Origin of the sequence: Kribbella sp. VKM Ac-2566 (genome assembly GCF_004366005.1) — a bacterium.
GTDB lineage: Bacteria > Actinomycetota > Actinomycetes > Propionibacteriales > Kribbellaceae > Kribbella > Kribbella pratensis.
In genome coordinates, this window is the sequence record NZ_SODT01000013.1 from 494,290 (window position 1) to 507,440 (window position 13,151).

At 68.7% G+C, this 13,151-nt stretch carries 12 protein-coding genes; 5 read left to right on the top strand and 7 right to left on the bottom strand.

Going from position 1 to position 13,151, the window contains the following annotated elements:
• Positions 1-7 precede the first annotated feature (7 nt).
• Entirely contained in the window at positions 8-805 is a 798-nt protein-coding gene (locus tag EV647_RS33140; RefSeq protein ID WP_238177513.1) for a TIGR02569 family protein, read from the top strand.
• Here EV647_RS33140 and EV647_RS33145 read toward each other — a convergent pair.
• Both EV647_RS33145 and EV647_RS33150 read right to left on the bottom strand, forming a co-directional pair.
• Complete coding sequence (locus EV647_RS33145; RefSeq protein ID WP_134009999.1) at positions 763-1,950, bottom strand: Cmx/CmrA family chloramphenicol efflux MFS transporter; 1,188 nt, start codon at positions 1,948-1,950, stop codon at positions 763-765. The genes EV647_RS33140 and EV647_RS33145 overlap by 43 nt on opposite strands.
• A 67-nt stretch (positions 1,951-2,017) precedes the next feature.
• Complete coding sequence (locus EV647_RS33150) at positions 2,018-2,593, bottom strand: TetR/AcrR family transcriptional regulator (protein ID WP_134010001.1); 576 nt, start codon at positions 2,591-2,593, stop codon at positions 2,018-2,020.
• A 234-nt stretch (positions 2,594-2,827) separates the two neighbouring features.
• Between EV647_RS33150 and EV647_RS33155 the strand changes: the two genes are divergently transcribed.
• Positions 2,828-4,795 carry a DUF1906 domain-containing protein gene (locus EV647_RS33155; RefSeq protein WP_238177514.1) on the top strand — a complete coding sequence of 656 codons (1,968 nt, stop codon included), beginning with the start codon at positions 2,828-2,830 and terminating at the stop codon, positions 4,793-4,795.
• A 5-nt stretch (positions 4,796-4,800) separates the two neighbouring features.
• Here EV647_RS33155 and EV647_RS33160 read toward each other — a convergent pair whose 3' ends face one another.
• Positions 4,801-5,670 (bottom strand): LysR family transcriptional regulator, encoded by an 870-nt coding sequence (locus EV647_RS33160; RefSeq protein WP_134010005.1) that lies wholly within the window; start codon positions 5,668-5,670, stop codon positions 4,801-4,803.
• 83 nt (positions 5,671-5,753) lie between these two features.
• Between EV647_RS33160 and EV647_RS33165 the strand changes: the two genes are divergently transcribed.
• Genes EV647_RS33165 through ctaD form a run of 3 tightly spaced genes read left to right on the top strand, consistent with a single transcriptional unit; the run spans position 5,754 to position 9,122 of the window.
• A complete protein-coding gene (locus EV647_RS33165; protein ID WP_134010006.1) occupies positions 5,754-6,581 on the top strand; it encodes an alpha/beta fold hydrolase in 828 nt (275 codons plus the stop codon).
• Entirely contained in the window at positions 6,581-7,381 is an 801-nt protein-coding gene (locus EV647_RS33170; RefSeq protein WP_134010008.1) for an LLM class flavin-dependent oxidoreductase, read from the top strand. Before EV647_RS33165 ends, EV647_RS33170 begins: the two co-directional genes overlap by 1 nt.
• 55 nt (positions 7,382-7,436) lie before the next feature.
• Positions 7,437-9,122, top strand: coding sequence for a cytochrome c oxidase subunit I (ctaD, locus tag EV647_RS33175; RefSeq protein ID WP_134010010.1), 1,686 nt, complete (start codon positions 7,437-7,439; stop codon positions 9,120-9,122).
• A gap of 261 nt (positions 9,123-9,383) precedes the next feature.
• On the opposite strand, the gene EV647_RS33180 is transcribed toward ctaD, so the two are convergent.
• The 4 genes from EV647_RS33180 to EV647_RS33195 form a co-directional block, all read right to left on the bottom strand.
• Positions 9,384-10,253: a helix-turn-helix transcriptional regulator gene (locus EV647_RS33180; RefSeq protein ID WP_238177515.1), complete on the bottom strand. Its 870-nt coding sequence runs from the start codon at positions 10,251-10,253 to the stop codon at positions 9,384-9,386.
• 44 nt (positions 10,254-10,297) lie between these two features.
• A complete protein-coding gene (locus EV647_RS33185) occupies positions 10,298-10,777 on the bottom strand; it encodes an O-methyltransferase (RefSeq protein ID WP_238177516.1) in 480 nt (159 codons plus the stop codon).
• 110 nt (positions 10,778-10,887) lie between these two features.
• Positions 10,888-11,562 carry a bifunctional 2-polyprenyl-6-hydroxyphenol methylase/3-demethylubiquinol 3-O-methyltransferase UbiG gene (locus EV647_RS33190; protein WP_134010014.1) on the bottom strand — a complete coding sequence of 225 codons (675 nt, stop codon included), beginning with the start codon at positions 11,560-11,562 and terminating at the stop codon, positions 10,888-10,890.
• On the bottom strand, positions 11,555-13,108 hold the full coding sequence (locus tag EV647_RS33195; RefSeq protein WP_134010016.1) for an ATP-dependent DNA ligase: 1,554 nt from the start codon (positions 13,106-13,108) through the stop codon (positions 11,555-11,557). The genes EV647_RS33190 and EV647_RS33195 overlap by 8 nt, the downstream gene beginning before the upstream one ends.
• Positions 13,109-13,151 lie beyond the last annotated feature (43 nt).

A 13,151-nucleotide genomic window follows, 5' to 3' on the forward strand; every position in this document is an offset into this window, starting at 1 on the left:
TGCAGTTATGCAGGGACCGTCGCGATTGGTGCTGGACGCTTTCGGCCTGGCAGAGCCGCCCGTTCGGTTGGCCGGGGGACGGGGGGAGACCTGGCGTTCCGGAGCGGTCGTACTCAAGCGCGCCGACGCGGAGTCCGGATGGCGCGCCGAGGTGTTGGACAGCTTGCCGGAGTCCGGAGACTTCCGGGTGCCGCGGCCGGTGCGGGCCCGGGACGGTGCGTGGGTCGCGTCCGGATGGGAAGCCAGCGAGCTGCTGGTCGGTGCGACGGATGTGCGGCGGCAGGACGAGATCCTCACCGCCGCGACCGCCTTTCACGAGGCCGTTGCCGGGCTGCCGCGGCCGGAGTTCATCGACAGCCGCCACGATCCGTGGGCGGACGGCGACCGCGTCGCCTGGCGAGAACAGTCGGTCGACGGAAGTCCGGCGTACGTCGACCTGGTCGGGCCGCTCGTTGCCGCGTGGCGGCCGGTGGACCTGGCGGCGCAGGTGGTGCACGGTGATCTGCCGGGAAACGTGATGTTCGCCGACGGTCTCCCGCCGGCGATCATCGACTGGCCGGTCTACTGGCGACCGCCGTCCTGGGCGGCGGCAGTCGCGGTCGCCGACGCACTGTGCTGGTACGCCGCCGAACCGGAGCTGGCTGCACGATGGGCGCACCTGCCGGAGTGGGGCCAGATGCTGGTGCGCGCGCTGATCTACCGCATGACGACCGACGACCTCGCCGGCGGTGCCGCGACCTGGACGGACGACCGACGCGCGGCCTACGCGCCGGTCATCGAGCTCGCGCTCTCGTACGCCGGCTGAGTGCTCCGGCCCGCGGCCCGGACGGCGAGCGGAATGGTGCCGAAGGCAAGCACTCCGAGACCCGCGCCGATCCAGCCGACCGCGGAATAGCCCGCGCCCGCGTCGAGCGCCAGGCCGCCGAGCCAGGGCCCGACCGTGATGCCGACGTTGAAGGCCGAGATGTTGAAGGCGGCGGCGAGCGTCGGCGCGGATCCGGCGACGCCGAACACCCGCGAGTTCACCGCCGGGTTCGTGGCGAAGCCGAACGTCCCAACACCGATGATCGCGGGAATGGCGAGCCACGGTGTGCCGGTCGCGAGCGCGAGCAGGATCGCCGCGGCGACCACTCCGGTCAGGCTGATGACGAGCGTGCTGAAAGGTCGCCGATCCGCGGTGCGTCCGCTGATCGTGATCCCGACCAGCGCGCCGACGCCGTACAGCGCCAGGATCACCGGCACCCAGGCGGCGGACAGCCCGGTGGTCTCGGTGAGCAGGGGAGCGAGGTAGCTGAAGATCACCAGGATCGCGCCGGTCGACAGTGCCGTCGTCCCGTACGCGAGCCAGAGCTGCGGATTCGCCATGCTGCGCAGCTCGAGACGCAGCCGGGGAGCACTCTGTCCGCGTCCCCGCGGGATGGTCGCGGCGACACCGCCAATCGCGAGGACCGACAACAGGGCGACCGCCCAGAACGCCGACCGCCAGCCGAGGTGCTGGCCGAGCAACGTCCCGGCAGGCAGCCCGACGATCGTGGCCACAGTGAGACCGCCCGCCAGGACGCTCATCGCCTTCGCACGTGCTTCCGGTCCGGCCAGTTCGATCGCGGTCACCGAGGCGACCGCCCAGAATCCGGCGTACACGAAGGCGCCCGCGACCCGGGTCGCGAGCAGCACGCCGTACGACGAGGTGAGGGCGCCGGCCACATGGGTCAGCGCGAAGATCGTGAGGAAGACGAGCATCGCCGCGCGCCGGGACCAGCGCAGCGTTGTGACGGCCAGGATCGGTGCGCCGACGAGCATGCCGACGGCGAACGCGGAGATCAGCAACCCGGCCGCGGGGATGGAGACGTTGAGATCGGTCGCGATCTCGGGGAGCAGACCGGCGAGCATCAGCTCGGACGTGCCCTGGGCGAAGATCGCCAGGCCGAGCAGGTAGACAGCGCGGGGCATCGGAGCCTCTCAATATTAGATCGGTCGGTTCAAAATCTGGGCGTGCTGAACCGAGAGCCGGCAGGAATCAGAAACTGCGCAGCGTCGCCTCGACGACGATCCGCTGACTCTCGGGTGTCGCGCCACGGCGGGCGGCCACGCGCAGGCCGCCGAGAACGGTGAAGACGTACGTCGCGAGCCCGGCCGCGTCCTGCTCCGGGTCGAGCTCACCGGCGGACTGCGCCGCCTGGATGGCGGTCGTCAGCGCGGCGAGTTTCGCCTCGTGGTCGCGATCGAGGAGATCGACGACCTCGGCGTCCTTCGGGCCGAGCTCCACGATCGTGTTGATCACGAAGCAGCCGGCCGGCTCGTCGGGATCCGGCTCCACCGCGGTCCACAGGATCTGCCGGACCCGCTCGCGGATCGGCAGTGTCGCGTCCTGGATGACCTCGAGTTGGGCGGCGGTGAAGCGATCGACGTACCGCCGCAGGGCACGGTCGAACAGATCGCGCTTGCTGGTGAAGGTGTTGTAGATGCTGCTCCGGCCGAGTCCGGTCGCCGCGCAGAGGTCCTGGGTCGAGGTGGCCTCGTAGCCCGACGTCCAGAACACCCGCATCGCGGCATCCACGGCACGATCCTCGTCGAAGGTCCTCGGTCTCGGCATGCCGCCGAGCCTAGCATGTTATGGACCGATCGATCCAAAACAGACCGCCCGACGGCTGAACTTGCTGCGCCGATAGCATCTGGGCATCGAGGCGAGTGCCGGATGCTCTTCGACAGGAGCGCAGGCGCTCGCCTTCACTTGGGGGCACCGTCCAACGATGAACTGGGGAGCAATGTGAGGTTGTTCAGACCTGGGGGGCTCGCTCTTGCCCTTGGCCTGGTCGCCGGAGTCGCTTTGAGCGGGCCGGCCACCGCTGAAGACACCAAAACCGTCTCGTACCGCGGCTACCAAGTGACCGTCCCGGCCAGCTGGCCGATCGTCGACGTAGCCGCCAACCCAACCACCTGTGTCCGACTCGACCAGCCGGCCGTGTACCTGGGCCGCAGTACGGCGCAGTCCAACTGCCCCGCGCACCTCGTCGGTCGGAGCTCCGGCCTGATCCTGGAGCCGCTGACCACGTCGCAGCCGTCCAGCGACGGACTGCTCCGTCGCGCGGTCACCGACGCGGGCGTGCTCGCGACGGCGTACTACGCGCCGGGGTCGGAGCGTGCGGCGAGCGACCTGCTCGCGACCGGCCGGGTGGTGACGAAGACGTCGTCGGTACGAGTGGCCGAGCAGGCAGCCGTGACTCCCACGATCGTTGCAACCGGCAACTTCGCGGGCCAGGGTTTCGACGCCTGCGACGCGCCGCCGCAGTCCACCATGGACGCGTGGCGGCCGAACTATCAGGGTATCGGCGTCTACATCAGTGGCGGAGTGCGTACGTGCGCCACGCAGCCGAACCTGACCTCGGACTGGGTCGCGACGAACGCCGCGAAGGGCTGGCAGTTCCTGCTCCTCGACGTGGGTCTGCAGGCGCCGTGCACGACGAGGTTCCCGGCCGCGAGCCGCATCTCGCCCATCCTGTCGACGGCAGTCACCCAGGGCCGGAACGCAGCGATCAACGCGGTGGCCGCGGCGCAGGCGCTCGGGTTCGCGCAGCGGAGCGCGATCTACAGCGACATCGAGGGCTACCCGTCGACTGCCGTGTGCAAGGCGTCCGTGCTTTCGTACCTGAGCGGCTGGACGCAAGAGCTGAACTCGCGTGGCTACCTCGGCGGCGCGTACGTGAGTGCTTCGTCGGGCGGCGCGGATCTGGCCAGCGCCTACACGAGCACGGCCTACACGCGACCGGACAACATCTGGTTCGCGCACTGGGGTTACACGCCCGTCGGGTCGACTCGGTACATCCCGGATACCTACTGGAACAACCACCAGCGGGTCCACCAGTACGCCAACCTGACTGAGACCAACGGTGGCGTGACGCTGAACATCGACAAGAACTACCTGAACCTGACCGCTCCGCCGCCTCCGGTGAGTAGCTTCAGCGTGTCGGGTGGGGTCGCGGCTGCCACGCTGCGGTGGACGAAGCCTGCCAGCACGACGCTCGGGCAGATCATGGTGCGCGCCGCATCGGGCTCGACGCCGCCGCAGCTGCCGACGGCTGGTACGCCGATCTACAACGGCACCGCGAGCATGTTCACCCACACCGGGCTGGCGAATTCGGCCAGCTACGCGTACCGCGTGTGGGTCAAGGACAGCAAGGGCAAGATCGGCCCGGGCGTCGACGTACGGCTGGTCGGTTCGAAGGCGACGATCGGGGCGAGCGCGGCCTCCATCATGTACACCGGCGCGGTGACGCTCTCGACGGCCGTGACCCGGCTGGACGGCGCCAAGTTGGCCGGCGTACCGGTGGTGCTGTACTCGAAGGCGAAGAACGCCAGCAAGTGGTCGACGGTCGGCACGTTCACCTCCGACGCCAACGGTGTGGCGAAGGCGACGCAGAAGCCGGCGGTGTCGACGTACTACATGTGGGGCTACAACGGAGCCACCGGCGTGCTCGGGACGCGGAGCGCGGCGGCGCTCGTGCAGGTCCATCCGGCGATGTCGGCGTACCTGACTCCGGCGGCGATCAGGCTCGGCGGATCGACCTTGCTGTACGGCTACCTGAATCCGCCCCATGCGGGTACGACGGCGTACCTGCAGCGTCGCTCCGGTACGTCGTGGGTTGCCGTGACGACCGGGAAGCTGACGACGAACGGGAAGTACGCGTTCTCGATCAAGCCGACCGCACGCGGCACGTACACGTACCGCGTGGTGTGGCTGGCGGACGCTGACCACCAGGGCACGCAGACGGCCTCGAAGGTCCTGACCGTCAGTTAGGCCAGCTAGATCAGGGCGGCCGCCGCACTCTGCGCGAGCTCGATCGCGTGCGCCGCAAGCGGTGAGTGCGTGCGGCCGGCCTGCCACAGCAAGACGATCTCCCGCGGCGGGAGTTCTGGCGTGAGTTGATGCAGCGCCAGACTCTCGTCGTCGCGGAGTACGGCGAGACGCGGCATCAATGCCGCCCCGAGGCCCGCACGGACCATCGCGAGTAGTGCCTCGTTGCCCTCGGTGCGGAACACGACCTGCGGGCGGATGCCGCGGGCGTTCAGGAAGTCTTCGATGACGGCCTGGTGGCAGATCGCGGGATGCGCGACCAGTGACAGTCCGTCGAGCCTCTCGAGTGCGACCGGCCCGGCCGGGAAGTCGCCGGGCCTCGCGACGAGGAAGTACGGGTCGTCCAGGAGCTTGAGGTTCTCGATGCCGTCGCCGCCCCGGCCGTCGAAGAACATCATGTCGAGCCCGGCGAGGTCGGGATCATCGGTCTCCTCCTCGAACAGCCGGATGTCACATCCCGGATGCGCGTCGCGGAGTCCGCGGATCACCTGCGGCAGCAGCGTGTTCGACACGGTTTGGAACGTGCCGATGTCGATTCGGCTGTCGCCGGCCCGGAATCGCTCGATCCCGTCGCGCATCTCGTCGGCGCGACGCAGCAACTCACGTCCGTGCTGCAGGACGACGGTGCCCAGCGGGGTGATCCGGACCGGCTTCGGCCCACCGGGCCGGTCGAACAGCGGACCGCCGGCTGTCTTCTCCAGGACCGCGATCTGCTGGCTGACGCTCGACTGCGTGTACCCGAGCCTGCTCGCGGCGCGGCCGAACGATCCCTCGTCGGCGACAGCGGCCAGCGTCGCCAGATGACGTAACTCGTACATGCCGACACTCTATCGCCGATGGCGATCGCTTTGATAAGAATCAATCGCTTTTCACGATGATCGTCCGCTTCTACGGTCGAAGCATGACAACTTCCGCAACTTACGCAGTCAACAACGTCGAACTCAGCGCGGAGACGTACGGCGACCCGGCTGATCCCGCGGTCCTGCTGATCCATGGCGCCGGAGCGTCCATGCTCTGGTGGGACGCCCGGCTGTGCACCGAACTGGCGGCGCGCGGACGCTTCGTGATCCGCTACGACCAGCGCGACACCGGCCGCTCGACGTCGTTCCCGACCGGCGAACCGGGCTACGCGATGAGCGACCTGGCGGCGGACGCCGTCGGTCTGCTCGATGCGCTCGGTGTCGAGCGGGCGCACGTGGTGGCGGAGTCGATGTCCGGCGGTACGGCGCTCATGCTCGGCGTCGACCACGCGTCGCGAGTCGCTTCGCTGACGTTCGTGTCGACGAGCACCGGCGACGACGGGCTCCCGCCGCCATCGGCTGACATGCCACGGTTGGGTACGCCGGACTTCGCCGACGCCGCTGCGGTCGAGGAATACGTCGTACGGTCGATCGAAGCCGAGGCGGCCGGTCACTTCCACGAAGCCGAGGCCCGCGCGCTGGTGCGGGAGGACATGGCGCGAGCGCGGAACTACGAGGCCTCGCTGACGAACCACTTCGCGATGACCTTCGACGGCCCGCGGAACGGTGGCTTCGGGGACCTGACGATGCCGGTCCTCGTGCTGCACGGCGATGCGGATCCGCTGCTCCCGCTGCCGCATGGTGAATCGATCCGTGATGCGGTACCAGGCGCTCGGCTAGCAGTGCTGGCGGGCATGGGACACGGACTGTCGGCGCCGTACTGGAAGACCTTTGTCGACGAGCTCGTCGCCCACACTGAGGAGCGCTGATGAAGTTCGCGATCTGGCTGCCGCTGTTCGACGAGTTGTCCGATCCGAGGGAGGTCGCGCGGCTCGCGGCGGCGGCCGAGGAGGCCGGGTGGGACGGGTTCTTCCTCTGGGACCAGTTGTGGTGGCGGGAACCGATCCGCGAGGTGTCGGATCCGTGGATCACGATGAGCGCGATGGCGACCGCGACGGAACAACTGCGGCTCGGGCCGATGGTTTCACCGATCGCACGCCGCCGACCGACCAAGTTGTTGCGTGAGACAACAACCCTGGACCGGCTCTCGGGCGGCCGGTTGATCCTCGGCGTCGGGCTGGGCAGCGACCGGTTCGCGCAGGAGTACTCCAGGACCGGCGAAGAAGTGGACGACCGGAGGCGAGCCGAGCGGATGGACGAGACGCTGGACATCCTCACCGCAGGGTGGTCGGGGGAGCCGGTGAACCACCACGGCAAGCACTACCTCGTCGACGACGTGCAGTTCCTGCCGCGCCCGGTGGCCGGCAAGGTGCCGGTGTGGCTCGCCGGGTTCCCGGGCAATGCGAAGCCGGTCCGGCGGGCGGCGCGGTACGACGGATTCTTCCCGGTGAACCTCACGTCACCGGATCAGGTGGCCGAGCCTGCCGCCGTACTGCGTGAACTTCGGGGCGATCTGGACGACTACGACATCGCGGTGGCCCTGGAGCCGTCGGTCGATCCGCGCCCGTACGCCGAGGCAGGGGCGACGTGGTGCCTGATGGACGTCGACCCCGCGACGCTGCGACTGGCCGACGTACGCGCGATGATCGCTGCCGGGCCCCAAAGCTAGCTGATCGCGATCCATAGGTGTCTAATCGAAGGGAAGCGGCAATACGGAGGAGCGCATGGCCACTGTCAGCGGGCATGCCGGAGTCACCGAGCGCACCTCGACCGCTGCCGAGGTGGGGCGGCGGCCACTGGGGCAGGTGATCGGCCGGCTGTTGTCGACGACCGACCACAAGGTGATCGGCCAGTTGTACCTCGTCACGTCGTTCGCGTTCTTCCTGATCGCCGGCGTGATGGCGCTGGTCATCCGCGCCGAGCTGGCCGAGCCGCGACTACAGATCGTGAACGAAGAGGTGTACAACCAGCTCTTCACGATGCACGGCACGATCATGCTGCTGCTGTTCGCGACGCCGCTGTTCGTCGGGTTCGCCAACGTCATCATGCCGGTGCAGATCGGGTCGCCGGACGTGGCGTTCCCGCGACTGAACATGTTCAGCTACTGGTTGTTCCTGTTCGGCGGGTTGATCACCCTCGGCGCGTTCCTGAGCCCGGGCGGGGCGGCCGACTTCGGCTGGACGGCGTACGCGCCGTTGAACGGAGGGATACGATCGCCGGGGATCGGGGGAGACCTGTGGATCATGGGACTGTGGATGGCCGGTCTCGGCACGATCCTGGGTGGCGTCAACTTCATCACCACGATCATCACCATGCGCGCTCCGGGAATGACGATGTTCCGGATGCCGATCTTCTGCTGGAACATCCTCATCACGTCGATCCTGGTGCTGATCGCGTTCCCGATCCTGGCGGCGGCCCTGCTGGTGCTGGAGGCGGACCGCACGCTGGGCGCGCACGTGTTCGATGCCGCGAACGGCGGTGCGATGCTGTGGCAGCATCTGTTCTGGTTCTTCGGGCATCCCGAGGTGTACATCATCGCGCTGCCGTTCTTCGGCATCATCACCGAGATCCTCCCGGTGTTCAGCCGCAAGCCGATCTTCGGGTACTACGGCCTCGTCGCGGCGACGCTCGCGATCGGGGCGTTGTCGATCGCGGTCTGGGCGCACCACATGTTCGTGACGGGCGGCGTGAACCTGCCGTTCTTCTCGTTCATGACGTTCCTGATCGCCGTGCCGACCGGGGTGAAGTTCTTCAACTGGATCGGCACGATCTGGGGCGGGTCGGTCTCGCTGGACACGCCGATGCTCTGGTCGGTGGGGTTCCTCGTCACGTTCCTGTTCGGCGGTCTGACCGGGATCATCCTCGCGTCGCCGGCGCTGGACTATCAGTTGAACGACTCGTACTTCGTGGTCGCGCACTTCCACTACGTCGTGTTCGGCACTGTGGTGTTCGCGATGTTCGCGGGGTTCTACTTCTGGTGGCCCAAGCTGACGGGGCGGATGCTCGACGAGCGGCTGGGCAAGTTGCACTTCTGGTTGCTGTTCGTCGGCTTCCACACGACGTTCCTGGTGCAGCACTGGCTGGGCGTCGAGGGGATGCCGCGGCGGTACGCCGACTACCGCGCGGGCGAGGGCTTCACCGTGCTGCACCAAGTGTCGACGGTCGGCGCGTTCGTCCTCGGAGTCTCGACGTTGCCGTTCCTGTACAACATCTACAAGTCGCGCCGCACCCCACGGGTGGAGGTTGACGACCCATGGGGCTGGGGCCGCTCGCTGGAGTGGGCAACGAGCTGCCCACCACCTCGCCACAACTTCGAGAAGCTGCCCCGAATCCGCTCCGAGTCCCCAGCCTTCGACCTCCACCACCCCGACCTCGCCATCAACGCCCACGGCGAAGAACTCGAGGTCTGACCCCCGCACCAAGCTGCTCCACCGCGCGGCGAGCAGGATTCACCGCTGCCGAGCCACCGCCTGCCGCCGGCCAGGCCTCCCGGGAGCCGAATCTGGGGAGGATCTCCAGCCCACATCGGGAAAAATCCTCCCCAACCCACCGCCACCCGCTCGGACCCCGGACGCACGCCTTTCCGGAACATTTCGTCACCGGCTGGCAGTTTGTTCCGCAAACCACCACCACGGATCAGTCACAACCGACGACCGGCGGGCGCGAGCGGTCTACGGCAGGCGCGCGAGGAGGCGGGTTAGTTGTTGTTGGGTGTGGTGGGGTGACGGGCTGGTGGAGGCCAGGAGGTCCAGTGCTTGGGTGTAGGCCTCTACGTCGTCGCGTTTGTCCAGGTAGAGCGCGCTGGTCAGGTGCTCCAGGTAGACGATGTCGGGCAGGTCGCGTTGCGGGAAGCGGAGCAGGCTGAACGCGCCTCCGGTGGCGGCGTGGCCGGGGCTTTCGAGGGGAACGATCTGCACGGTCACGTTCGGGCGGGCGACGGCTTCGCGGAGCGCGTCGAGCTGGCTCCGCAGTACGTCGGTGCCGCCGATCGGCCGGTGCAGCACGGACTCCTCGATGACAGCCCAGAGCTTGAGCGGCGGCTCACGGTCGAGCACCCGTTGCCGGCGGGTGCGCAAGGCGACGACCCGCTCGATCTCGTTGTCGGTACGAGCCCCGCCAGGCGTGAGCTGCGCGACGGCGCGCGCGTAGTCGGCGGTCTGCAGGAGGCCGGGCACGAACTGGATCTCGTACGTCCGGATCAGCTCGGCGGTCGCTTCGAGCCCGAGATACGAGTCGAACCACTCGGGCGTGACGTCCCCGTACCGATGCCACCAGCCCGGGTCGTTGGCCTCGCGGGCCAGCCCCAGCAGCCGATCGCGCTCGCGGGCGTCCTGCACGCCGTACAACGTCAGCAGGTCGGAGACGTCACGTTCCTTGAACCCGACCCGGCCGAGCTCGAGGCGGCTGATCTTCGACTCCGAGGAGCGGATCGCCCAGCCGGCATCGGTGCGGCTGACGCCGGCGCGCTCACGCAGCTCCCGCAGATGACTCCCGAGCATCATCCGCAACGCCGTCGGCCCCACCACACCTCGCCCCGCCATAACCCGAGTCTACATGATTATCGAACAAATGTTCCCATGCAATCTCAGCTCACCCGGGTGCCCACGAGCAGCGAATTCCGCAGGTCCGGCAACACCACCTCGGCCGCCACGAGCCGCGGATCGCCGAAGAAGAACTCCCGCTTCGGATCGTGTTCGCGGTACGGCGAATCAGCCGGCAGCACGTCCACCGGCGTGACGTCGTCGTTCACCAGCCGCCCGCCGATCCGCAGCAGCTCCACGATCCCGCCGGGCTGCCGCCCGCCGTCCGCGAAGAGCAGATCGAACGGCGCCCGCCGCCGCAACTCGTCGAACGAATCCCCGTGCACCACCGCGACCCGCGGCTCGTCCGCGAACACCCGCCGAGCCGCAGCCACACGGGTCTCGTCCAGTTCCACCGTCACCAGACGGCAATCGACCGGCATCGCCGACGCCATCCACGCCGCCCCGAAGCCGACACCGGTTCCCGCCTCGCCGATCGAACCGCCAATACACCCGGCCGCCAGCACCGCCAGAAATCGGCCCACGTCCGGCAGGCAACAAGACGGACCGGTTCCTTCCCGCCGCAGCGGCATGCCGACTTCACTGGCCGCGTCCAGGGCGCGCTGAACGAGCGGAGGCAGGTCGGACATGGAGTTCAGTCGCGTAGGTATTCGGCTCGCCAGCGGAGGACGGTTGCGTCGACTGGGCTGGGGGACTGGATGAGTTGGATGAGGCGGAGATCCGCGCCGGCGAACGACTGGATGGTTGCGCGCGTGAGGGGCCAGGGTGGGCCTTCGATGGCGTCATCGGGCTGGTCGTCCGGGCGGGCGGCCGCGATGACCAGCAGCGTGCCGCCGGGTGCGACGAACTCGGCGACGTGCTTGACGGCCTCGGGCTGCAGGGCGATCGGGAGTGCCTGCACGGTGTAGATCTCCACCACGAGGTCGAACGCGTGCGGCCAGTCGGGCGGTGGCGCGAGCAGATCAGCGACGCGATAGTGCACTTTCGAGTCCGGGTGATTGCGGACCGCGGTCTCGATCGCGGTGGGGGAGATGTCGAACGCGGTCGTGTCGTACCCGCGGTCGGCGATCAGCTCGGCGTCCCACCCGGTGCCCGCCCCGACGATCAGCGCTGTCTTGCCCGCACCGTCCGGCGCGGACTCCTCGACCCATTCGATCAGCAACTGGTGCGCCGTACCGCGATCCCACGGGACGACCGCGGAACCCTCGGCGGCCGCGGCGTACAGGTTCTCGAACCAGCCGGTCGGGTCGTCCCGGTCGAGCGACTCGCGCGCGATCCGGCGCGACACGACATCCGGGTCCTCACTCATCGCCCACACTCTCTTCCGCACCGGGTCCGAGGTGAATCTCGCGCACCGTCTGCACGGTATCAACGTCGGCAGGACGCTTGTCCTCGCGATACCGGATCACCCGGGCGAACCGCAGCGCCATCCCGGCCGGGTACCGCGGCGAGGTCTGTACGCCGTCGAACGCGATCTCCACCACCACCTCCGGCCGGAGATAGACGGCCCAGTCGTCCCGCCGTACGGCGAGCTCCTGGAACCGCTCCGTCTGCCACCGCAGCAGCTCGTCCGTGAGCCCTTTGAACGTCTTGCCGAGCATCACGAACTCGCCGGTCTCCTCGTCCCGCGCGCCCAGATGCAGGTTCGACAACCAGCCCGTCCGCCGCCCGTGACCCCACTCGGCCGCCAGCACGAGCAGGTCGAGCGTGTGCGTCTGCTTGACCTTGACCCATCCCGAACCGCGCCGGCCCGCCTCGTACGGCACTGTCAACGACTTCACCATCACGCCTTCGTGCCCGCGGCGTACGGCGTCTGCGAAGAACGCCTGACCGGCCTCCGCGTCATCGGTCACGAGTCGCGGCACCCGTCGCTCCTCAGGCACGAGCTTCGCCAGCCACTCGTGTCGCGTGGCACCGTCGAGCCCGAGCAGGTCCTCGCCGTCCTGATGCAGGATGTCGAAGAAGTACGGCGTCAGCGGTACCGACTCCGGTCCCGTCGCAGCCCGGGTCGCCGTCCGCGAACCCGTCACCTGGAACGGCTCCGGTCGCCCGTCGGCCCGCAACGCGATGAGCTCGCCGTCAAGCACGACCTGCTGTGCATCAAGCGCGAGTACGGCGGTCGCCACCTCCGGCACCCGCGTGGTGATGTCGTCCAGCGTCCGCGTGTAGACGACGACCTTCTCGCCGTCCCGGTGCGCCTGGATCCGGATCCCGTCCAGCTTCCACTCGAGCGCCGCCGGCGTACCCGTCTTCTCCAACGCCTCCGCCACACTCGTCGCCGACTGCGCGAGCATCGGCTGCACCCCGCGGCCGACCTCGAGCCCGAACTGCGCGAGCCCCGCCTCGCCCTCGGTCAGTACGGCGACCGCAACGGGAGCAGCCGCCCCACGCAACATCGCCGCGGCCCGGATCTTGTTCAGCGGAATGCCCGTCGCTCGCGCGACCGCATCCGCCATCACACCGTCGAGCGCACCCTGCCGTAGCTCACCCCCGACGAGCAGCCGCAGGAACCGCTGCTCGTCCGCTGTCGCCCGCGCGAACAACCCGTCCACCGCAGCCCGTCGGCGGGCCTGTACGCCGGTGCCCGACATCTCTGCCAGCTCCGCGAACGTCGCGTCGACCTCCTCGACCGTGACTGTCGGCTCGGCCGCCGGCTCCGGCGCGTCCATCAGGGTCCGCCAGCCGACCCCGGTGCGCCGCTGCCGCAGCTCGCCCGACAGGTAGGTCACGACGATCTCGATCTCGGCCGGTTCGGTGGCCTTGGACAACAACCCCGCGATGAACTCGGCCTTCTTCAGCCGCGACCGGGTCCCGGCCAGCGCCGCCGACGTCTCGACCACCTCGGTGAGCAACATGTTCCCAGTGTCACTCAACCCGCCGACACTCGTCCTGACCCCT